Genomic DNA, 22438 nt, shown 5'->3' on the forward strand with positions numbered 1-22438 from the left:
CAAAAATTATTTGTGCAAAAGCCTGACGCGAATGGCACATTACTCCGGCAAGGGCTTAGGCTCTTCATTAATCCGAAATAGGCCTGGGCGAAATAACTTTCTCAATGCAACGCGGCGCTCCGAGAAAAGGGAGAAATTATCCATTACATCAGACAAGGTAGGCGTTAGCGTAACCAAAAAACCTTCGCCGATAGACTCTACGCTGAAGCCGTTTTCTTGGAGCTTGGCTACATCAACTTCAGAAGCATATTGCTCACCGAAGAAGTTGGCCCAAGACAAATAAGCCAAACCACGTTCCTTCAGTGCCACATCGGGGTGGCCATAGAGCAAATCATTTACTCCAAAATTTTCAACAACGTTCTCACTAAATGCTTCGGGCCTTGCCTCTGCATCTGTCCTCAAGTGCATTGTTGCAAATTTTGGATTCGTAAGAATGCAAAGGCGGTGAAACAAATCACTCCAGTCAACCCGCTTATCAGGTGTTGCCGTCAGGGTAATCCATCCTAGTTTCAACTCGCCAGATCTGGTTGTTAGCGTGTGATGAACGCAGCCCCAATATTTAATTGCCTTAGCTCGTTTCCAAAGAAAATTCCATTTGACATGCGACGGTCCCACTGGGCCATCGATGATGGCCTCTGGAGCCCAACTTGCCTTGCAATCATCAATGTTCCCAACAAAAATCTTGATTGGCTCCGAATTTCCGACATACTCAGGCGATAGGCGAGCATCAGCATCGCACAGGGTTTGCAGGAATTTACGACCAAACTCCCACTCGGTGGTATTTAATCTTGTCGTAACAGAAATTCTAATTTCTGGCTTTTCGGTTTTTTTCAATGCGGCCTCGCGAAAATTTGCTTGATGACTTGAGTGGTCGGATCGCATTGATATACCTTTCCGCCTGCTTCTAAAATTTCTTCCCACAAGGGTTGAGATATCACTTTATTCGATGGGCTCACGACCAAACTGTACGGAATATTGTTGATAGTTGCATATTGAAGCTGTGCCCTGAGTTGTTCACTGCCATTAAGAGTTATGACATCCTTGAGTTCCACTAAACCCACTGGTCTGCCAGCATTGTCAAAAATCGTCTTGACCGTGCTTCCATCAGGCATAGGAACGGGCACAGCGGTCGTGTTCTTGGGTAAGCCGGTAGCCTCATTGAACGCATTCTGAAACCGTGCCCCGTTGAACTGATTTTGCAGGGCTTGTGAGCCGGTACCAGGCGTGATGCTCCATGTCACCCCGTTGCTCAGATCGGATCTGAGTACCGTGATCTGGGTGCCTGTCGCGGGGTCTACCCTGAAGTAGCTGCCGCCACCGGCCCGCTGAAACACAAGCGACCCATCGGCCGCTACGCCGGCCGGCACCAACGACCCTCCGGCTGGCCCCGCAAAGGTGCCATCGGCATTGGCGGCATATCCCTTTGGCAGACTGACGCCACCGCCGTTGGGCATCTCGCCCACGTGGAGCGTGCAGCTTCCATTAGCGCAAGTCACACAAGGCCCCACGTTGTGCACCCACGTGCTCAGCGTCCCAACGAAGAACGTGTGTCCTGTCTCGACCGTCAGGTTGTACGTCAACCCTCGGGGCGCGTACATCTGAACCGAGCGCACCTTCAAGTACCGGTGGTTGTCTTGAGATACCAGTTGATCGCCGGCCTGCAGGTTTTCCACCCCCACGAACCCGCGGCTCTCGACGTAGAAGGGATGGCCCGGCGTGACCAGCAGTTCCTCGCTGGTGGTCTGCGACGCGTCGGCCTGCTCCACCGTCAGCCGCAGGATCGGGCGGTCGTCGCGCACGTGCGCGGCCGTCACCGGTGCAAGAAACGCCTCACCCGTGCCGTCTTCCAACCGCGTCCAGACCTTGTCGCCCGGCTTGATGGTTTCGATGGCACGCTCGCCCGATTCAGTGGACACCAGCGTACCCGGTGCAAAGCAGCAAGGCGCCAATCGAGCGGCTGTCGCCTGGGCCTGCGTCACGACGCGCCCCTCGGTGACGATGGCAGACCCTTCCGCCGATGTCACGGCAACCAAGCGTCCCTCGGAATTGAACAACTGCGCCACCCTGCTGCCAGAGGCCACCACGACCTGAGTGACTCCCTCGAACAACCCGTTGACCAGTACTCCGGTGATCGCGCCGGTGCGCGTGTCGACCAGAACCGTGCCGGCGTTGACGTTTCCGCTGTCGATGCCTTGCGTGACTGCCGAGAGCAGCCCGCCTGCCACCGCGCCAGTCGTCGCAGGGCCCACAGCGATCAGCGGCATGGTGACCATGCCAACCCCCAGGACAGCAAGCCCCTTTGCGAACTCTTGCGATTGCTGGATGCACCCCGCACTCGGGCTCACCAAGTTGCACCCGGCCGGAACCTTGTTGTAAAGATCGTTGGCGATGTACGCGAGGGCGGGCTTCTGCAGGCTGAGCACCCGATTGATGTTGCTGTCGCTGCCCAGAGCACCCGAGGTAAGAAGGTTGTTCAGGTCGCTGTCGCCGGCCCTGTAGGCGGCCGTCAGTTCAGCGCAGTTGTTGGTGGCTTTGCAGTTCAGCAGGGCCAGGTCATTGGCCTGGCTGATGGCACGCATGCTCTCAATGGCGTCCGTGATGCACTTGTCAACTCCCCCGCATTTGGCGATCTTGGCCGCAAGTTCCGCCACGTTCTGATGGGACAGGAAGTTGTTGGCAGCTGCATTGGCCCCTGCCTGCCCAGCCAGGGCGATCTGGCTTGCATCCGCCCCGGTGAGCGCGGCCGCCAGACCGGAGATCATTGCGGCGAATTGCGTGGTATTGGACTTGACCCCATACGCTTCGGCCACAAGCTCGCCCACCGCCGCGCCGATGGCCCCTGCACCGCAGCCTCCAGCGTTGTTCGTCCGGGCCGCTCCCACTGCACACCCTGCAATCGCATGCGCCACCTTGTTGGTGAACTCGTTGAGCGTGGCGTCGTTGCCCATGCTCATTGTGCCGATGGCATTGGCCGCCTGCGCCGCCACGGTGTCCAGGATGCCGTTCTTCAGTGCATCCGCCAGGTTCTTCTCCAGGCTGCCGCCGTTGATGGCCGTGTTGATCACTGCCTTGGCGGTCGCGGCCTGCAGGTTCTGGCCCAGTTGCGTGAAGAACGGCTGAGAACCCGCGCCTGCCGTGGGCAAGCCGGTCGGATTCAGGTCCATGGCGCCGAGAACGCCGCCCGTGACGATGGCTGTCAGCAGGTTCTTCACGTTGGCGCTACTGCCCAGATCATGCAGAGCCCCAGCGATATCGCCCTGGTTGTTGATCAGTGCAATGGATGCCTGGCTTGCAAGCGCAGTGATACCGGCCGTGACAGCGCCACCCACCGCAGTGGAGATCGTTACCCCTCCGGCAGCAATGAATCCGCCTTCACCAAGAACGGCAACACCGCCACCAGTCGCCGTGGTGGCTGCGGCGTCGCCCACTGCCGCACCTGCTTCTGAAGCTGCCCCTGCCGTGAAGTACGCCACCACCAGCGTCACGATGGCCGCGCCTTCCGGCGTCAGCCCCTGCTTGTCGTAGTCCCAGGTCTTGTGGACTTCCTCGACCTTCTGCCAATCGATCTTGCCGCTGAGCTTCGGGTCGTGGGCCAACTGATCCACCCAGCCCATGCCCGGCTGCTTGGAAAGCTCTTCAATGCTGTCGCGAGCGCCCAGACCTGCCTGCACATGGTTCGCCGCGACCGACAGGCTCCCCGCGTTGATCTGGTTGTAGTTCGTCGTCTGGTTGGTGCTTCCATTGTCCCGATTGACCTGGTACACAACATCGCGGCCTTGGCTCGTCGTGCGCGTGGTCGTCTCGGTCGTCTGAGTGCCCAGCAACAGTGTGTCGGCGCTCAGGCTCACCTGGCCCGGTGTGTTGATGGTCGTACCCGCCAGCGCCAACGTATCGGCGGCGGCGGCGATGTTGACGTTCGCGCCATTGATCGTGGTGCGGGCCAATGTCGTGGTGTCGACCTCTGTGGAGGTAGTCTCCCGCGCTTTGATCCCCTTGCCGACGTCCTTGAGAATCGCGGCGCTGCCGAAGTCGTACCAAGCGCTTTTGCTGCTGGTCGTGCCAGTCACGGATTGCTGGTTTGTCGCCGCCTGAATGATCACATTGCCGCCCAGGATCGAGACATCCTTCCCAGCATCCACCTGGACGCCTTGCATGAAGACGCTGTTGTTTCCTTGCAGCAGAACGCCACCGTTGCTGCTGCTGATGGTGCTGGGTGCTGCGGTGTCGGACTTGATCTCTACGCCTGTGGTGGTGGTCTTGCCGGAGGGCAGGATTACAGGTGCGCCGATGGTCACAAGACCTCCGATGACGCCGAGGGCGCTGACTCCTCGCTTTTGGCGGTCCAGCTCGATGCTGCTGTTGACGGTGTTTCGGCCTTCGACGATGTTGAGGTTGTGTTCTGCCACCACGGCAACCCCGTCCTTGCCGCTGATGCTGGAGCCGATGATGTTGATGTCGTTCTTCGCGCCAAGGGAGACCACGCCGCCGGAAAACTTGCTGCCTACGCTCGTCGCGTTGTCGAAATCCCCCGAGAGCTTGTTATCGGTGCGACTGAAGGTTTTCTTGTCCGACCACTGCGCGGAGTAGCTGCCGATGACCCGGGCCTCGCCCGACTCGATATTGATGTCCCGGTCCGCATGCACGCTCAACAAGCCCTTGCCTGCGTCCACGGTGGCCTGACGCGCATTGACGTCGCGATCTGCCCTTAGCACGATGGTGCCATTCGTGGTGATGGTGCTTCCGAACTCCTGCGAGCTGGCCATCGCCATCGACGTGGTGGAACTGGCGCCCATCATGGCCCGGGTCTCGGTCACCGTGCCCAGGTTGATGTCGTTCTTTGCCGTGATCGACGTGAAACTACCAACCCCTTGATTGGAGATGATCCCGCCGATCAGGTTCACGTCGTGGCCGGCACTGGCAACCAGTCTGCCGCCCGGGTTCGTCACGTACAGGCCTGCGATGCGGTCGAGGTTGGTGTTGTATCCGTTGGTCTGCGTGGTGCTGCGAACATTGATATCACGCCCTGCATCGATTCTCAGGCTGTCGCGCGCATCGATGGTCCCACCGATGTTGTTCAGATCGGTCCTGGCGTTCAGCGTGACATCGCCACCGCTGATACGGCCACCGAGGTTGTTGATGTTGTCCGCATCGATCCTGACCAGGGTCCGCCCGGCGATCGTGCCTGTGTTGACGAGGTCGCCGCTGCCTTTGATGTTGATTGCATCGGCACTGAGCAAGGCCCCGTTGCCGTTGATGTCCCCAGGACGCACACGAACGTAGACCTGCGGCACCAGGACCTGCTGCGTACTCCCGTTCGGCAGGGTCACCGTTTGCTCGACCAGCCAGACGATGTCGCTAGTGAGTTGCGCCATCTGTGCCGGCGTTAGGGCAATGCCGGGCCGCAAGCCATACTCCTTCGCGAAGGTAGCGCCTGCGTTCATCAGCGCGGCGTACTGCTCTTCGTCGCTGTAGTAACCGTCCAGGTAGCGGTAGCCCGTCAACTGGGCCACCTGCTCACGAATCAGCTTCTGCTCGTAAAAGCCGTCGCCCAGCCGCTTGAGGATGTTGTTCGGATCAAGTCCGAGGTTGTTCAGGAGGTAGTCGCTGCTGAGCCACTGACGATAGTTTGCAAAGCGTGGGTCCGTTTCGATGAGATACCGACCGCCGGTGTTCACGCTGAACAGACTGGCTTGCGGAACGGTGACGTTGGGCATGCTGGTACGAACCACCATCGGAACAGCCTGGCTTCCGGTACTGCCGGTCCCGTCAGCGCCAGCCGCCGCACCTGCGCTCGTCCCATTTGTCTTGATAACGCCATTCACGTTGGAGGCCACTTCGACAATGGCGCCTTGGCGTCCGCCGGCGGCGACGTTGCCCGTGCCACCCGTTGCGTTACCGACGGTGGTGTAGCCAGCGACGCCAGCGTTGAAGCCCTTGGTCGCATTCAGATGCTCCTGAGGCTGGTAGTCAGTGAGCTTGTAGGTATCGGTGGTCGTCGTCGGAGGAATGATGATCGGAGCCTCCGGCGGCTTTCCGGGGCGATTTGGGTTGTAGCCAATCCATACCGCGCTCACGGAGGTATCGCGCTTGCCGGGCGTGGCTTGGTTGTCGACGTCGGACGCGTTCAAGGCGCCACCGGCCATGATCTGGCTGTCGCGGTTGTAGACATGCCCATTGAGGGTCATATCACCGCCAGAGACAATGCGAGCCGGATCGGCCGTCCCCGGTACTACCGAGTCTTCTGTGACCGCGATGTTGGTGACGGCGTTGGTCCAGCCTTTGCCGATGACGCTGACAGTGCCATCCGCAGCCTTGTGGTAGACCAAGCGCGTGCTGGGATCGCCCCACGTGATGGGGTTGCCCAGCGCATCGAAAGGCTCCCAGGATTTCCCATCCATCGTGATGATGCTGGGGACCGATACGGTGCTGCTGTTGGTTGCAACTTTCAGATGTGTATCGACATTGTTGATACTGCCCATGGCGATGGCCATCACACCCAATGATTCGATACTCGCGCTCTCGTTGTTGAAGGTCCCGCCCTTGCCGGTGGCATAGCGCTTGGCATCCAAGGCACCGCCAATGAACATATCGCCAGCGCTGAAGATGAGTGCATCGTCCCGGTTGTTGATGGTGCCCGCGCCGATATCCAAGCTGTTACGAGCAGCTATCGTCGCAGCCTTGGCGACGCCGCTGGCCGTCTCAGCAACGTTGTTGAGCGTGCCCGCCGCGATGGAGATCGCGTTGCCATAGAGGCGACCCGTGCCGATGTTGGTCAGTGTTCCCGCGTTGACCTGCGTGGCTCCCTGGCTGTCGATCAGGCCACGGTTGGTCAGTGTCCCTGCGGCGTTGATGACGGTGTGTGTCCCGGAAATCTCCGCATTGACGGCATTCTCGACATCGCTGCCACTGGCCGTGGCAGTTCCACCCGCCAGCAGCTTGCCGTTGTTGGTCAGCTTGCCGGTGGTCGCGTAGGTCAGATTGCGCCCGGCCTTGACGTCGACGCTGTTCGTCACATCCTGCGCCAGGGTGATGCTCAGGTCATTGACGCTCACGGTCGTGCCGTCGCCGCTGAAGCCCTTGGCATCGATCTCCAGCTTGCCGAATGCGGCAGTCTGCACCTTGCCATCCGTGCCGAGCACGGCCGCCGTACCTGCTACGAGCGTGCCGCCGGTGTTGACGACGTTCAGCGTCTTGGCGGCTGGATTGGCACGGTTCGGATCAACGATGGCCAGCGTGTTGCCAGCAGAAATCAGGCCATTCGTGTTGGTCAGCGTGCCGCTGCCTGTGATCGTGGCGTTGGCACTGGCCCGAATGGCGCCCGAAGTGTTGTCCAGGCTGCCCATCCCCATGACGACATTTTGGCCCTCGATGCCTTGGTTCGTGCCTTGCGTGCCGGTATTGGAGATACCGCTGGCGTTGAGGATGCTCGTCGTGGTTGACCGGATCAGGCCACCGGTATTGGTGATGCTGCCAGCACTGATGCCCAGATCACCAACAGCCAGCGTCTGGCCGTTGCTGCTGTTGTCGTAGCTCGCGCCATTGGTGTTGATCGCCACTGTGGACTGGCCAAGCACCGTGCCCTTGCTTGTGTTGTCGAAGGCCTGGGTGTTGGCGGTCAGAGCGTTCTTCGCGCCAATAAACCCGGCCGCGTTGCTGACCGTCCCGGCCTTCAGATCGAGTGTGTCGGCGCTGGTGATACCACCTTGTTGGCTGCTGTAATTGGCCGCATTGCTGTTGGTCAGGGCCTTGCCATTCGTGTCGATGGTCATGGCGCCACCGCTTTGCACCAGGCCGGCGTCGTTGGTCAAAGCGCCTGAGCTGATGGCCACCGTGGTGGTTGCCGCCAATGTGCCGTTCGCACTGTTGTCCAAGACGTTCTTGTGCGTGTCGATGCTCAAGCTGTTGCCGAAGACCTTGCTGCCTTGATTGACCAGACCGCCATTGCTCAAGGTGGTGACGCCGCCGGCTTGCAGAGTGCCACCGTTGTTGATCGTCTGGCCCGTGGTCGTGACCGTCAGATTGCGATTGACGGCGGCCGTTGTCCCCGCGCTGTTGTCCAGGCTGGCGGCGGTGATCGCGGTGTAGCCGTTGGCCGCGAGGGTGCCGCCTGCGTTCGTGGCCGTCCCGGCGATGGTGGCGTTGAGGTCGCCGACTGCGGTCACACTGCCGGCGTTGTTGTTGAGGCTGCCCGTCGCAATGGTGGTGTTGCCGCCGGCGCCGATCACGCCCTTGTTGCTGTTGTCGAGCAGGCCGCCCACGTTCAGGGCGAGGCTGGACGTTTCCGCAGCACGGATGGAACCGCCTTGGTTCAACAAACTGCCGGCTGCGATGGTCGTGTTGCCATTGCTGGCAATGACACCCGCATTGCTGTTGTCCAACGCCCCAACGACGGTGATGCGCGTGGCATCAGCGCCGGTCTGGACGATCCGGCCACCGCGACTGCTCAAGGAGCCGGCGTCGATGGTGATTTGCTTGGCACTGGTTGCGGCTTTGTCACCGTCCTGGTTGAAGGCCCCTGACATGGCGACGACCAAGGCGTTATTCGTCGTGATCTGGCCGTTGGCACCGTTGTAGCTGCCACCTGCAATGGTCAACGTGCCAGCACCGGCATGCTCGATCTTGCCGTTCGCGCTACTGATGGTTCCGGCGCGCAGGCTCAGGTCCAGGCCATTGCTGGCGATGCGCGAGCCATCGTTGTTGAAGCTACCGCTGGCCGTGATGGTGGATGCGCCCGCACCGGTCTGCACGATCTCGCCGGCATTCGTGTTGGCGAGGTTCGAGACGTCGATCTGCAGTAGGCCCGCATTGAGCTTGCCGGTATCGTTGGTCAGCGTCTGGCCAGCCTGGGCGTTGGCCATGATGCTCAGGGTGCCGGGCGTGACGACCGTGGCATTGCTGGTGATCACATCGCCTTGTGCGGCTGTGACAGCGATGTTGGCGGCGCTGGTCTGGCTTGCCGAGAGATCGACGCTCGCGCCTTTCAGTGTGGCGTTGCCGGCCGCGAGGTTGGTGCCGTGGGCGACCAGCGCACCTGTGGATGTAACACGCAGATCGCCTGCGCTGCCGAGCTTGCCGTCGGTCTGGATTCCGGCGCCGAGCACGCTGGTGCTGCCGCCTTGCAGGCTGCCAGCCGTGATCGTGGTGTCGCGCCCGGCTGTGGCGCTGCCGTCGTTGACCATTGCGCCGCCGATGGTGACGTTCAGATCGTTCCCCCCGCGCAGGCTGCCGCTGTTGGCGAGCGAGCCGGCCTGGACACCCAGGTCCGTCGCCGCGCTGATCGAACCGCCGGTGCCGTTCACCAGTTGGTTGGTCACTGCGACCTGCACGCCGGCCTGCGCCGACTGAATGCTGCCCTTCGTGTTCTCCAGAGAGCTCGCAACTAGCGTCAGCCCTTGGTTGGAAGCCAGGGTGCCGCCACTGTTGGTGATCGCGCCGCCGACGCCGGCCGTCAATGAGCCGGTTGCGGAGACGGTGCCGCGCGTGTTGTCGGCCTGGCCCCCGACCGTGAGGTTGGCATCGGCAGCGCTCATCAGCATGCCATCGACGTTGATCAGATCGCCGCTGGTGGCAATGCTCAGGCTGCCCGCGTTCAGCTTGCCACCGCTGTTGTCCAGCCGGCCCACGTTGGCACTGAAGCTGTTGCTGACGTTGAGGGTACCGCCCGCATTGCTGAAGTTCGGTCCTGTGACCGCCATCGTCGCCACGTTCAACGTGCCGCCTGCGTTGTTGATCTGCGGCGTGCTGAGCGTGATGGGGCCGCCTGCATAAATGCGGCCACCGTCGTTCGACAGGGTGCCGCCTGCAGTGATGGCGCCAGGCGCCGGCGGGGTGTACGTGGCTGGCGTGGAAGCGCTGCCTGAGCTGCCGCTGTCGCCGCTTGTGGCCGATGGCGTCGTCGTCCCGCTGCCGCCGGGTTGAGTCGTGCCTCCAGTGCTCGCAGTACCGCCGCTGCTCGTGCCGGTACTGCCTGTGCCAGCACTCGCAGGTTCCGCGCCGATCACGCCACCATTGGTGTTGCTCAAGACCGGTGAAGTGATGGTGAGGCCGGCCATGCTGGTCTGGCGAATCGTGCCGCCGCGGTTATCGATGTCGCCCGGGGTGCTCAATTCGACGCGCTGGCCTTCCAGCGTGCCGATGTTCTCGAGACGGCCGGCGGCCGTGACGACGAGCCCGCCTGCACCGGCGCCGATGCTCCCCGCATTGCGCACACCCAGGCCCGCTTCCGTACCGATCAGGCTGATCTTGTTCGCATACATGCCCCCCAACGCCGCCACGTCCAGCGCATACGTCGGCACGGCACCGGTCCCCGCAACAGGCGTGACCTGCCCCGAATCCGCCGACACCTGATTGGCACCGGCCACCACCTTCAGCTCGCTCGCCCAGATGCCCGCGTTGACCTGCACCGCGCGCGCCAGGATGGCCGCGTAGTCCGTCTTGCTGAAGTCGAGCCCCGCGCCGTCGATGGTGATGGTGCCGCCGCGCACCAGAAAGCTGTCGAGCCCACCCATCGCATTGAACTGCGGCGTGCCCGTGGTCAGCGTTGCACGGTTTGCGTTGATGAAGCCGCCGCCGTCCACGCTGATGCCGGCCGGGTTCGCGATGATCACTTCAGCGCGCTGGCCGCCGACCTCGATGTACCCGCGCAATTGGCTCGGCGAGCCGCCGTTCACTTCATTGACGATGATGCGGGCCGCACCGCCCGCCATGAACGGATTGCCCTGTATGAACCCGCCCAATTGCGTCTGGACATTGGCTCGGCTGTTGTTCAGGATGGCGCCGTTCGCGCTGACGTTGAATTGGTTGTAGACGTTTCGCGAAACGCCTGCCGCAGAAGGCGTCTGCACATTGACCAGCGGAACACCATTCGGTGCCACAAGCACGGTCGGGCGCAGGTTGCCCGGCACGTTGGGCGCACCGACGATCTGGGCATGCACGGCACCCGCCGTCAGCAACGCAGCGACAACGCCGAGCACCGCACCACCGCTTGCGCCAGTGGACTTGCTCGCCCCCTTGCCCGTGCTCCTGGCGGTCTCCTGGACCACCATGCGCACACCCCTGGCCGCGTTGAAGACCACGCGGTGCAACTGCTTGTTCATGCCCGACACTCCCCGAATATTCTTTTGTGAACTCGCAACGCATCTGTGACAAGACGCGTATTTCGGGGGCGATTATGGGAGGCAGTTACATCTCAACAAGGCATTTCGTCACGATTTGTAATGGTTACTGAAAAACTTTGGCGGCCACGTACTTCCTATGAATTACTTTGCCGGCAATTCGAGTTGCGTATTGACGTCAACCTGGTTTGGTGCCGACCGCAAGCGCGGAGAAATGCCGTGCAATTGCCGGCACTTTTCGGTGGCGCCGGATGGGCGACGGCCGGCAGAGCGCGTTCGGGTTGCAACCCCAACCCGAGGTTGCGAGCTTGTTCACCCGTTCACAGCGGCCCCTGCCCGTCCCCGGTACGGTCGTGCACCCAGCGCACGGCCTGCTGCTCCGCATGCCGCAGCGCCTCGGCCTCGGAGCCGTACGACGCGTTGTCGGTGTCGTTGGGCAATTGCGTGTCTTCGCCGTCGGGTGTGGGCGCACGGCACACCACCACGGGCCGGTAGGTCTGGTCGTTCAGCCGCTCCGCGCGGCACAGGAAGAGCCGCCCCTGGTAGCTGAATGTGATGAGCCGTTCTTCGATGGCGGGTGTTTGCGTTTCCATGGCGCGGTCCTTGTTTCTGTGAAGTCGACCTTCAATCTGCGCCGCGCCTGTAAGCCACTGTGTGAGAGACGGCCCACGCCGGGCGTCGGCAATGAAGCACCCGGGCCTGTCCTTGCGATGAACTACGGTCGTCCACCATGGAAGACCTACTCTCGCTGATTCAATGGCCGGCCTTTGCCGCTTCAGTTGTCGCCGCCTGGCTTGTCGCGTCGCGCGAGAAGTCGAAGCGCAACGTCGGTTTCTGGGTCTTCCTGCTGAGCAATGTGCTCTGGGTGGCATGGGGCCTGCACACCAGCGCGTGGGCACTGATTGCGTTGCAGGTGTGCCTCGCAGGGCTGAACATCCGCGGCCTGTTCAAGACCGAGGACGATTGAGTGGCACCCACTCGCGCAGATAAGGTCCGGTGCGCCCGCCCGATGCAGCCACCTGCGCTGGCGACCCCGCAGCCACGATGCGCCCGCCCTCGCCCCCCGCTCCCGGCCCCATGTCGATCACCCAGTCGCAGGCCGCGACCCAGCGCATGTCGTGCTCCACCACGATCACGGTGTTGCCCGCGTCCACCAGCCCGTTCAGTTGCACCATGAGCTTGTCCATGTCGGCCGGATGCAGCCCCGTGGTGGGCTCGTCGAGCACATAGAGGGTGTCGCCGCGTTGCGCGCGCTGCAGCTCGGTGGCGAGCTTGATGCGCTGCGCCTCGCCGCCCGACAGCTCCGTGGCGGGCTGGCCCAGCCGCAGGTAACCCAGGCCGATGGCGCACAGCAGGCGCAACGGCCGCTCGATGGCGGTATCGGCCTCGAAGAAGGCATGCGCCTCGTCCACCGTCATGCCCAGCACGTCGGCAATGGTCTTGCCGCGCAGCGTCACCTTCAGCGTCTGCGGATTGAAACGCGAGCCGTGGCAGGTGGGGCACGGCGCGTACACGCTCGGCATGAACAGCAGCTCCACACTGACGAAGCCCTCGCCCTCGCAGGCCGGGCAACGTCCCTTGGCCACGTTGAACGAAAAGCGCCCGGCGTCGTAGTGCCGCGTGCGCGCGGCCTTGGTCTGCGCGAACAGCTTGCGCACCGCGTCGAACAGCCCCGTGTAGGTTGCAAGGTTCGAGCGCGGCGTGCGGCCGATGGGCTTCTGGTCCACGCGCACCAGCCGGCGAATGCGCTCCATGCCCTGCACGATGCGCCCGGCCGTGCGCTGCGCCACCACCGGCGCGGCCTGGGCCTCGCCGTCGGGCTCGTCCGCCGCGGGCGGCTCGTGGCCCAGGTGCGCGGACACCAACTCCACCAGCGCCTGCGTCACCAGGCTGGACTTGCCCGAACCCGACACGCCCGTGACCGCCGTCAGCACGCCCAGCGGAAATTTCGCGGCCAGGCCGTTCAGGTTGTTGCGCGTGATACCGGCCAGCTCAAGCCAGCCGGTGGGCGTACGGTTCGCCGTGGGGCGCGGCGTGGGTTCGCCGAAAAGATAGTGCGCGGTGTGCGAGCCCTGCACGCCGCGCAACCCCTCGGGCGGCCCGCTGTACAGCACCACGCCGCCCTTCTCGCCCGCCTCGGGCCCCACGTCCACCAGCCAATCGGCGCGACGCAGCAGCGACAGGTCGTGCTCCACCACGAAGAGCGAATTGCCCGCGCGCTTGAGCATGTCGAGCGCGGAGACCAGCGCTTCGCTGTCGGCCGGATGCAGCCCCGCCGAAGGCTCGTCGAGCACGTACACCACGCCGAACAGGTTGGAGCGGATCTGCGTGGCCAGGCGCAGCCGCTGCAGCTCCCCCGGGGACAGCGTGGGCGTGCGCCGGTCGAGCGACAGGTAGCCCAGCCCCAGGCCCAGCAGCGTGCCCACCCGCTCCAGCAGGTCATGCGCAAGGCGCTGCGCGGCAATGCGCTTTTCTTGCGCCTGCCCCTTCAGCTGACCCGCCGCCAGGGGCGCCAGCACGCGCGACAGTTCGCCCAGCGGCATCTGCGCCATCTCGCCGATGTCGTGGCCGGCCACGCGCACCGACAGCGCCTCTTTCTTCAGCCGCTTGCCCTTGCACGACGGGCACAGCGCTCCGACCATGAAGCGCGACACCCGGTTCTTCATGAGCGCGCTCTGCGTGGTGGCGAAGGTGTGCAGCACGTACTTGCGCGCGCCGGTGAAGGTGCCCTGGTAGCTCGGCTCCATCTTGCTGCGCAGCGCGGCGCGGGTTTCCGCGGGCGTGAAGCCGGCATACACCGGCACCGTCGGCTGCTCGTCGGTGAACAGGATCCAGTCGCGGGTTTTCTTCGGCAGCTCGCGCCAGGGCTTGTCGACGTCGTGCCCCAGCGTGACCAGGATGTCGCGCAGGTTCTGCCCGTGCCATGCGGGCGGCCACGCGGCCACGGCGCGCTCGCGGATGCTGAGCGAGTCGTCGGGCACCATGGTCTGCTCGGTCACCTCGAAGACCCGGCCCAGCCCGTGGCACACCGGGCAGGCGCCTTGCACGGTGTTGGGCGAAAAGTCTTCCGCATACAGCATGGCCTGGCGCGCGGGGTAGTCGCCCGCCCTCGAATACAGCATGCGCAGCAGGTTCGACAGCGTGGTCACGCTGCCCACCGAAGAGCGCGCGCTCGGCGTGCCGCGCTGCTGCTGCAGCGCCACGGCCGGCGGCAGGCCCTCGATGCTGTCGAACTCGGGAACGCCCGCCTGGTCGATCAGCCGCCGCGCATACGGCGCGACCGATTCGAGGTAACGGCGCTGCGCTTCGGCGTACAGCGTGCCGAAGGCCAATGAAGACTTGCCGGAGCCCGAGATGCCGGTGAACACCACCAGCGCGTCGCGCGGGATGTCGACGTCCACGTTCTTGAGGTTGTGCTCGCGCGCGCCGCGCAGGCGCACGAAGCGTTCGGTGGAACGGTCGGTGGTGTGGTGAAGGTCGCTGGGGTCCATATGCGCCACAGCGTAGCGGATAGCGCCTGAGTGCGGGTCGGCCCGCGGTACGGGCCCCTGTAGGAAGGCGGGCAGCTTGCTTGCCACGCTTATCGTCGCCGCAGGCCTACAGACACGGGCGGCAAAACGCGCCATGTTGATCACACCATGACACATCCCATCGAACTCACCATCCAGGAGAAGCTGCCGGGCGCATTTGTCTGGCAGTTGCTCGAAACCGACGACCGAGGCGAGCACCCGCACGTGCTGGGCGAGGCCTTCGACGCGGCAGACAGCTACGAAATGGCGCTGTCTGCGGGCCAGCGCGCGCTGAAAAGCGCGATCCGCGACCGCGCGCCTTCCAGCACCGGCTGACAGCGGCGCGTGCCGCCTGCCAGCCGGGCCAGCTCACTTACTTGGGCGTGCCGCCGGGCATGGGCTTCGGCTTGCCGGGACGACGCTCGTCGCGCGTCTCGGCACGGCGTTCACCGGCGACGGCCGCACGGTCGTTGCCGATGGCCCCACCTTCGGGCGTCTTCGATTCGTCACCGCCCGGGGCCTTCACCAGGCCGGGGGTGCGACGGTCCTTGCGGGCCTCGCCGGCCATGTCCGACTTGCCGGTGGCAACGCCCGGCGTGTTCGGCGGTACGGCCGCGCCAGGCGGGTTCGACTGGGCAAAGGCGCCCGTGGCGGCCATGAGGCCGGCAACCAACAGTGCGGGAACAATTTTCTTCATCGAAAGCTCCTGGGAAGGTAATGAAAAACGGACACCGAAGAATCCGTGCATGCCACTACCGCCCACGTAGGAAATCGTCGCGTCAGCACCGGCGCAATTCATGACGCGGCGCGCACCACGACGAACGCGGCCCACGGCACATGACGCAATGCGTCTGGCAGCGCCAGGGCATCGGCCCCCACCGTGAAGCGCTCGCCGGTCAGCAGGTTCTCGAGCACCTCGCCTTCGAGCCACGCCGGCAGTTGCACCGTGGTGTCCTGCCAGGCATCGCCTTGCGGCAATGCCGGCAGCGCCGAGGCGTCGCCCTTGCACAGGCCGACAAAAAACCGCCCCCCCAGCACCACCAGCGCCTGCGATCCATGCTGCCGCACGAAGGCCACGACGTGCCGCGCCATCGGCCCCTCGGCCGTGAGGCCTTCGTAGCTGCCTTCGCGGAACAGCTCGGGCTGCGCGCGCCGCAGCGACAGCAGCCGCCAGATGAACCACAGCTTGGAGCGGCCGTCGTGCGGTGCAGCGGCCAAGGCCTGAATGCGCCCCGCCAGGCCGGCACCCTCGGCTGCGTCGGCCATGCCGCGCAACTCGTCGAGCTGCCGCTGCCGCAGCGCATAGTCCACCGGCCGTCGGTTGTCGGGGTCGACCAGGCTCAGTTCAATCAGCTCGCTGCCCTGGTACAGGTCGGGCACGCCGGGCGAGGCGTACTTCAGCAATGTGAGCGTGAGCCCGTTCCACGCGCCGAACCACGACAGGCGGTCGGCCAGCCGCTGGATGTCCGAAAGGCAGGCACCGGCTTCCAGGTTGGAGACGATGGCGCGCACATAGCCTTCGAGCGCTGCCTCGTACTCGGCGTCGGGCTGGGTCCACCGCGTGCGCAGCTTGGCCTCGCGCGCGGCCTTCTGCATGTACTGCCAGATGCGCTCGGCATACGCGGGCGCGGTGGCCGCGTCGAGTCCGCCCGGCGGCAGCGTGCCCAGCAGCGTCTGGTACAGCAGGTACTCGTCGGCGCGCGAAGGCGCGTCGTCGGCCTCCAGCTTGCGGCGCGTGTCGCGGCACAGGCCGTGCCATCGGGTCAGCGCCAGCACCCATTCGTTGGGCATTTCGGACAGCACGTCGATGCGGTTGCGCACGTCTTCCGAGCGCTTGTTGTCGTGCGTCGAGGTGGCCAGCATGGTGTGCGGCCAGCGCAGCGCGCGGTCGGTGCTCAGCGCATGGAACTCGGCCACCTCGATGCCGAAGCGGTCGGGCTCGCCGCCCACCTCGTTGAGCGAGCTCAGCGGAAAGTAGCGGTAGAAGGCCGTGTCTTCCACGCCCTTGGCCGTGACCGGTGCGCTGAACTGCTGGAAGCGCACCGCAAAGCGGCGCACGCGTTCGGCCAGTGCGCCCGAGGCGCCCTCCACCGCCTGGCCGCGCAGCACCTGACGCAGAAAACCGAACACCGAGCGGTCGGCATCGCTGCTCTGGCGCCGGGCGCCGGCAATGGCCTCGTCGATGAAGCGTTCGTCCTGCGCGGACGGCCCGTCGATGATGTAGGTGCGGTACACCGGCATGCAGGCCGCCACGTCGGCCAGCGCGCGGCGCAGCGCATTGAGCGTGTAGTCGCGCGTGGCGCGGTCGGCGCGCGCAATGCGCAGCAGCTCGCTCGACAGCATGTTGAGCTCCGAGGACAGCGCATTGCGCATCACCTCGCGACGCCCGGTCTGCGAGAGCGCATGAAAGCTCTGCGTCTCGCCGGTGAAGCGGCGCCACGCATGGCCGATGGTCTCTTCGGCCGCTGTGTCCACCAGCACGCCGTTGGCCACATTGGCAAAACGGTAGCCGGTGGTGCCGTGCACATGCCAGCCCACGGGCACTTCCTCGTCGTTGGCGGCGATCTTCTCGGCCACCACGTAGAGCGGGCGCGACGGGCGGCCCTGCGCATCGTGGGCGGGCAGCACCAGGCCCGCGCGGCGCGCGTAGCCCTGCTGCAGCTTCTCGAAGTAGCGCGCGGGGTCGTACAAGCCGTCGGGGTGGTCGATGCGCAGGCCGTCCACCTTGCCGGCGGCCGCCAGGTCGAGCGCGAAAGACTGCGTGGCCTCGAACACGTCGTCGCGCTCCATGCGCACCGCCGCCAGGTCGTTGATGTCGAAGAAGCGCCGGTAGTTGATCTCGTCCGTCGCCACGCGCCAGTAGGCCAGCCGGTAGGCCTGCCCTTCGATGAGCGCATGCAGCGCATCGCGCGCGGCGGGCGTGGCCAGGTTCAGCTCGGCCACTGCCGCGCCCAGGGCACGCTGCACCGAGGGGTGCCGCTGCGCGAGCCGCGCCAGGCGGGCCTTCAGCAGCTCCTTGTCGCGCGCGCGTTCGGCGCGCTGCTCGGGGTCGACGGCATCGCGGCCCGGCAGGTGGCCGAACGCGGCAGCAATGCTGGCGAGCGCGGCGGCGTCGTCGGCCGACGCGTCCAGCTGCGCGAGCGCGCGCGCCATCACTGTCGGGTAGCGCTCGGGCGCCAGCGGAAAGCGGTGGTCGAAGTACCTGAGCGCCAAACCGCCCACCTCAGGCTCGAAGTGCAGCACCAGTTCGCCGCTGGCCAGCACCTCGCCGTAGTGGCCGCCCAGCACGGGCAGCAGCACCTTGCCGGTGAGCTCCACGTTCAGCGGTTGCCAGTCGATGTCGAAGTGCTGCGCGTACAGCGAGGCCGGGCCGTTTTCCAGCACGTCCATCCACCATTCGTTGTCGGCGCCGAACACGCCCATGTGGTTGGGCACCATGTCCAGCAGCTGGCCCATGCCGTGCGCCTCCAGTGCCTGCACGAAGCGCTCGAAGCCTTCCTCGCCGCCCAGCTCGGGATTGATCTCTTCATGCGCCACCACGTCGTAGCCGTGCATGCTGCCCGCCCGCGCGCGCTGGATCGGCGAGCAGTACACGTGGCTCACGCCCAGTGCGGCCAGGTACGGCAGCACGCGAATGGCGTCGTCGAAACCGAAGTCCTTGTGAAACTGCAGCCGGTAGGTGGCGCGCGGCACGCAGGCCTGCAGGTCTTGCGGCGCCACGGCGCCGGCGCGCGATCGCAGGCCCGGGCGCACCGCGCGCAGCTGCGCGGCAATGCCCTGCATGCGCTCGCTCTCGGCCAGCCCGCGCAGCGGCAGCGGCAGCTTGCGCCGCCAGTTGGGCTGCTCGTTCACCGTGCCGGGCATGTTGGCCTGCTCCACGACGCCCGCTGCGTCTTCCAGCTGCACCATCATCAGCGCCGACGGCGCGGCCGCCAGGTAGGCATGCACCGCCTCCACCACGCGCGTGGGCGGCACCGCCTGCCCGGCTGCCTCGGCGATCTCGTCGCGGCTGAGCAGGCCGCCGCGCTCGACCGCGAGCATCAGCTGGATGCGCTCCTGCGCGCGGTCGAGCAGCTGCTTGTCGAACACCCGCTCGTCGGGGAACAGGCCCAATTCAAGCCGCACGCGCAGGTCATGGCCGGCCCACCAGCCGGCGAAGGTGGCCAGGTCGTGCGTACTCACCGCCACCAGCGCGGCCGGCGGGTAGGCCTCGGGCGGCTTGAAGCCGCCTTCGTGGTGCTCGTGGTGCTGGCCGTCGAACTTCTCGAAGTACAGCAGGCGGTAAGAGAGCACATCGGCCTTGGCCAGCGCCTCGCGCACCGAGTCTTCCACCGTGCCCAGGTCTTCGCCCACCACCATGCAGCGTTGGCGGTGGCTCTCGATGGCGACGATGGCCAGCATCTCGTCCAGCGGGTAGTACACGTACGCGCCGTCGTGCGCGCCGCGGCCCGGCGGAATCCAGAACAGGCGCATGAGCCCCATCACGTGGTCGATGCGCAAGGCGCCCGCGCCGCGCATGCCGGCGCGCAGGGTCTGGATGAAGTAGCGGTAGCCGTCGGCCCGCAGGCTGTCGGGCCGCAGCGGCGGCAGGCCCCAGTTCTGGCCGGCGGGGTTGAACTCGTCCGGCGGCGCGCCGATGGCGGCGCCGGGCGCGAGCACGGCCTGCGCGGTCCAGGCGTCGGAGCCGGCGCGGTCCACCGACACCGCCAGGTCGACGTACAGGCCGATGCCCATGCCCACCGCCTCGCAGCGCGCGGCCGCCTGCGCCAGCTGGCGCGCGGCCTGCCACTGCAGGAACTGGTGGAACTGCAGGCGCTGCGCATGCTGCACCGCAAACGCCGTCACCTCGGCCGAGTCGGGGTCGCGGTAGGCCACGGGCCACACCGGCCAACCCCACATGCCGGGATCGACCGCGAGAAAGTGCGCATGCAGGGTTTCGAACAACGCGTGCTGCCGCAGCGCCTCGCCGCCCTCGGCCACGAACGCCAGGAAGGCCAGGCCGTCTTCGTCGGGCTTGCCCAGCTCGGGCAGGTGCGCCTCGCGGAAGTGCTCGAACAGCAGCGCCAGCACCTCGTGCTTGGCCGCGGCCACGCCGGGCAGGTCGACCAGCGGCTCGGCCCGCAGGGCCGCGAGCCGGGCCTGGAAGGCGGCGGAGCGCACCAGGTGGCGCGCCGGCTCGCAGTCAGAAAAGCCGTCGACCGCCTCCACGTCGATGTAGAGCACGTTCAACTGCTGGCGCGACGACGGGCTGTACGGGCTCGCATGCGCCGGGTTGGCCGCGAACAGCGCATGCAGCGGGTTCAGGCCGACGATGTCCGCGCCCTGCGCCGCCATGCGTGTGACCAGCTCGTCGAGGTCGCCGAAGTCGCCGATGCCCCAGTTGCGCGGCGAGCGCAGGCTGTACAGCTGCACCGCCGGGCCCCACACGCGCCCGCCGTCGCGCACCGCGGGCGGGCGGTAGCAGTGCCCCGGCGTGGCCAGCACCAGGGTTTCGCCGGGCAGGCCGTCAATGTGCAGTCGGTGGTAGCCGGCCTCGAGCGCCAGCGTCATGGGCAGCACGCGTTCGCACAGCCACTCGCCGTCGCGCTCGGCACGCGCGGTTTCGTGCAGCGACGCGGCATCGGCCTCGCCTTGCTGCGTGCGGCCGGCTTCGTCGGTCAGTTGCCAGCGCAGCGTGCGCATGGCGTGCGGCACGCGCAGCGGCACCTGCCAACCGGTGCTGCCCGCGGCCACCGCCGCCACCGGCGGCAATGCCTGCGCCCAGTGCGCGCGGTGCACGGTGTCGAGCGCGTGGTGCGCGTCGGCCGCGTTCTCGATGCGCACGCCGAACTCCGCCAGCAGCGCGAGCAGGCTCTGCGCCGTGGCCTCGCGACGGGTGCCGAACGCATCGTTGTACGCGGTGGCAATGCCGAAATGCGCGCACAGCGACGCAAGCACGCCCGCCGCGTCGCGGCGGAAAGCCTCGTTCATGTCATTCACCGTGCGCGTCCTCCAGCGTGACAAGCACCGCGCCGTGGGCCAGCCGCAACGCGCCGCCCTCCTCTTGCACGCCGTGGCTGTAGACCACCGCGCCGGGTGAGCCGGCAACCGCCGCCGCCGGCTGCGCGCCGAAATGCGCCAGCATGTGCAGCCGGCCCGAGCCCAGGTCCCAGTGCACGCGCAGCGTGTCGTTCTCACAGAAGAACACGCCCGCGCCGGTCGAGCCGGCCAGGCGCGGCACGATCAGCCGGTGGCGCAGGGCCAGCAGCTGCTGCACTTCGTTGAACTGCTCGAAATGCATGCGCGCGCCCCGCTCGCGCCAGTTGAGCTTGGACGCGAGAAAGGTGGCCTCGGCGTTAGGGTCGGGAATGCGCGCACGCGCCGCCTCGTCCTTGAACGCGGCGAAGCCGCCGAACTCCGAGCGCCGCCCGTTGGACACCGCCTCGGCCAGCTCGGGCCCGAAGTCGCAGAAATACAGGAACGGCGTGGAAGCGGCGAACTCGTCGCCCATGAACAGCATCGGCACATGCGGCGACAGCAGCAGGCAGGCCATGGCCGCACGCACGCGCACCGGGTCGCCCAGCGCGTGGATGCGTTCGCCGAAGGCGCGGTTGCCGACCTGGTCGTGCGTCTGCAGGAACGACACGAAGGCCTGCGACGGCAGCCGCGTGCTGGGCTCGCCGCGCCGCTCGCCGTTGCGAAACGCCGAGGGCTGGCCCTGGTAGATGAAGCCTTCGGCCAGCGACAGCGCCAGGCGGCACACCGGGTCGTCGGCATAGTCGGCGTAGTAGCCGTCGCGCTCGCCGGTGGCCAGCACATGCACCGCGTGGTGCAGGTCGTCGTTCCATTGCGCGGTGCCGGCCACGGGCAGGCCGTGGCCGTCGCGCGCGAGCATCGAGGCCTGGTTGGTGTCGTTCTCCAGCACCAGGTGCACGTGGCGCTCGCGGCCCGGGCCGGCCAGCACCGCCTCGCGGATCTCCTGCACGATGTGCGGATGCGAGCCGTCGCGGATGGCGTGAATCGCGTCCATGCGCAGCCCGTCGAAGCGGTATTCCTCGATCCAGTAGAGCGCGTTGTGCACGAAGAAGTCTCGCACCGTGCGCGCGCTCGGCCCGTCGAAGTTGATGGCCGCGCCCCAGGGCGTGCGGTGTTCGGGGTTGAAGAACTCGGGGCAGTAGCCGTGCAGGTAGTTGCCTTCGGGGCCGAAGTGGTTGTAGACCACGTCCACGAGCACCATCAGGCCCAGCCCGTGCGCCGCGTCGACCAACGCCTTGAGCTCGTCGGGCGTGCCGTACGAGGCGTCGGGCGCGAACTGCAGCACGCCGTCGTAGCCCCAGTTGCGCTTGCCCGGAAAGTCCGCCAGCGGCATCAGCTCGACGGCGGTCACGCCCAGCTCGGCCAACTCGCCGAGCCGCTCGCGCGCGGCATTGAAGGTGCCTTCTGCCGTGAACGCGCCGATGTGCAGTTCGTACACCACCGCCTCTTCCCATGGACGTCCGCGCCAGGCGGTGTCGCGCCAGGTGTAGCGGCGCGGGTCGATCACCACGCTCGGGCCGTGCACGTCCTCGGGGTTGAAGCGCGAGGCCGGGTCGGGCACGGCCGAGCCGTCGGGCATTTCGAAGCGGTAGCTGTCGCCATGCGCCGCGCCGGGCAGGTCCAGCCGGTGCCAGCCGTCGGCGTCGCGTGCCATGGCGTGCGAGGTGAAGTCGCCCTGGCCCACGGGCCGGTGCGACAGCCGCACGGCGTGCTGCGACGGTGCCCACAGGGCGAAGGCCACGCCGCCATCGTGCGCGGTGGCGCCGAAAGGCATGGCATGGGTGTGAAGGTGATTGGATG

The 22438-nt window shown here is 65.8% G+C and carries 9 protein-coding genes; 2 read left to right on the forward strand and 7 right to left on the reverse strand.

Annotated elements, in window-relative coordinates; all coding sequences use genetic code 11:
- Window positions 1-39: 39 nt before the first annotated feature.
- From ACSFBM_RS09810 to ACSFBM_RS09820, 3 genes are all read right to left on the reverse strand, one after another.
- Window positions 40-882 carry a hypothetical protein gene (locus ACSFBM_RS09810; protein ID WP_435484177.1) on the reverse strand — a complete coding sequence of 281 codons (843 nt, stop codon included), beginning with the start codon at window positions 880-882 and terminating at the stop codon, window positions 40-42.
- The gene (locus ACSFBM_RS09815; RefSeq protein ID WP_435484178.1) at window positions 831-11096 is read right to left on the reverse strand and encodes a two-partner secretion domain-containing protein; all 10266 of its coding nucleotides are present in this window, start codon (window positions 11094-11096) and stop codon (window positions 831-833) included. Before ACSFBM_RS09815 ends, ACSFBM_RS09810 begins: the two co-directional genes overlap by 52 nt.
- Before the next feature lie 338 nt (window positions 11097-11434).
- Window positions 11435-11707 (reverse strand): hypothetical protein, encoded by a 273-nt coding sequence (locus ACSFBM_RS09820; protein ID WP_435484179.1) that lies wholly within the window; start codon window positions 11705-11707, stop codon window positions 11435-11437.
- Window positions 11708-11844: 137 nt separating this feature from the next.
- Here ACSFBM_RS09820 and ACSFBM_RS09825 point away from each other — a divergent pair, with 137 nt between their 5' ends.
- On the forward strand, window positions 11845-12081 hold the full coding sequence (locus tag ACSFBM_RS09825) for a hypothetical protein (RefSeq protein ID WP_435438458.1): 237 nt from the start codon (window positions 11845-11847) through the stop codon (window positions 12079-12081).
- Here the strand turns inward: ACSFBM_RS09825 and ACSFBM_RS09830 are convergent.
- The gene (locus tag ACSFBM_RS09830; RefSeq protein WP_435484180.1) at window positions 12062-14605 is read right to left on the reverse strand and encodes an excinuclease ABC subunit UvrA; all 2544 of its coding nucleotides are present in this window, start codon (window positions 14603-14605) and stop codon (window positions 12062-12064) included. The two genes, ACSFBM_RS09825 and ACSFBM_RS09830, sit on opposite strands and share 20 nt — an antisense overlap.
- 147 nt (window positions 14606-14752) lie before the next feature.
- Here ACSFBM_RS09830 and ACSFBM_RS09835 point away from each other — a divergent pair, with 147 nt between their 5' ends.
- Entirely contained in the window at window positions 14753-14959 is a 207-nt protein-coding gene (locus tag ACSFBM_RS09835; RefSeq protein ID WP_435484181.1) for a hypothetical protein, read from the forward strand.
- 37 nt (window positions 14960-14996) lie between these two features.
- On the opposite strand, the gene ACSFBM_RS09840 is transcribed toward ACSFBM_RS09835, so the two are convergent.
- The 3 genes from ACSFBM_RS09840 to treZ all read right to left on the reverse strand — a co-directional run bounded on the left by ACSFBM_RS09840 (window position 14997) and on the right by treZ (window position 22412).
- On the reverse strand, window positions 14997-15320 hold the full coding sequence (locus tag ACSFBM_RS09840; protein ID WP_435484182.1) for a cell envelope biogenesis protein TolA: 324 nt from the start codon (window positions 15318-15320) through the stop codon (window positions 14997-14999).
- Between the two features lie 98 nt (window positions 15321-15418).
- Window positions 15419-20593: a malto-oligosyltrehalose synthase gene (locus ACSFBM_RS09845; RefSeq protein WP_435484788.1), complete on the reverse strand. Its 5175-nt coding sequence runs from the start codon at window positions 20591-20593 to the stop codon at window positions 15419-15421.
- Window position 20594: 1 nt separating this feature from the next.
- Entirely contained in the window at window positions 20595-22412 is a 1818-nt protein-coding gene (gene treZ / locus ACSFBM_RS09850) for a malto-oligosyltrehalose trehalohydrolase (RefSeq protein WP_435484183.1), read from the reverse strand.
- Window positions 22413-22438 lie beyond the last annotated feature (26 nt).

It is taken from the genome of Variovorax pasteuri, assembly GCF_051216435.1.
Taxonomy (GTDB): domain Bacteria; phylum Pseudomonadota; class Gammaproteobacteria; order Burkholderiales; family Burkholderiaceae_C; genus Variovorax.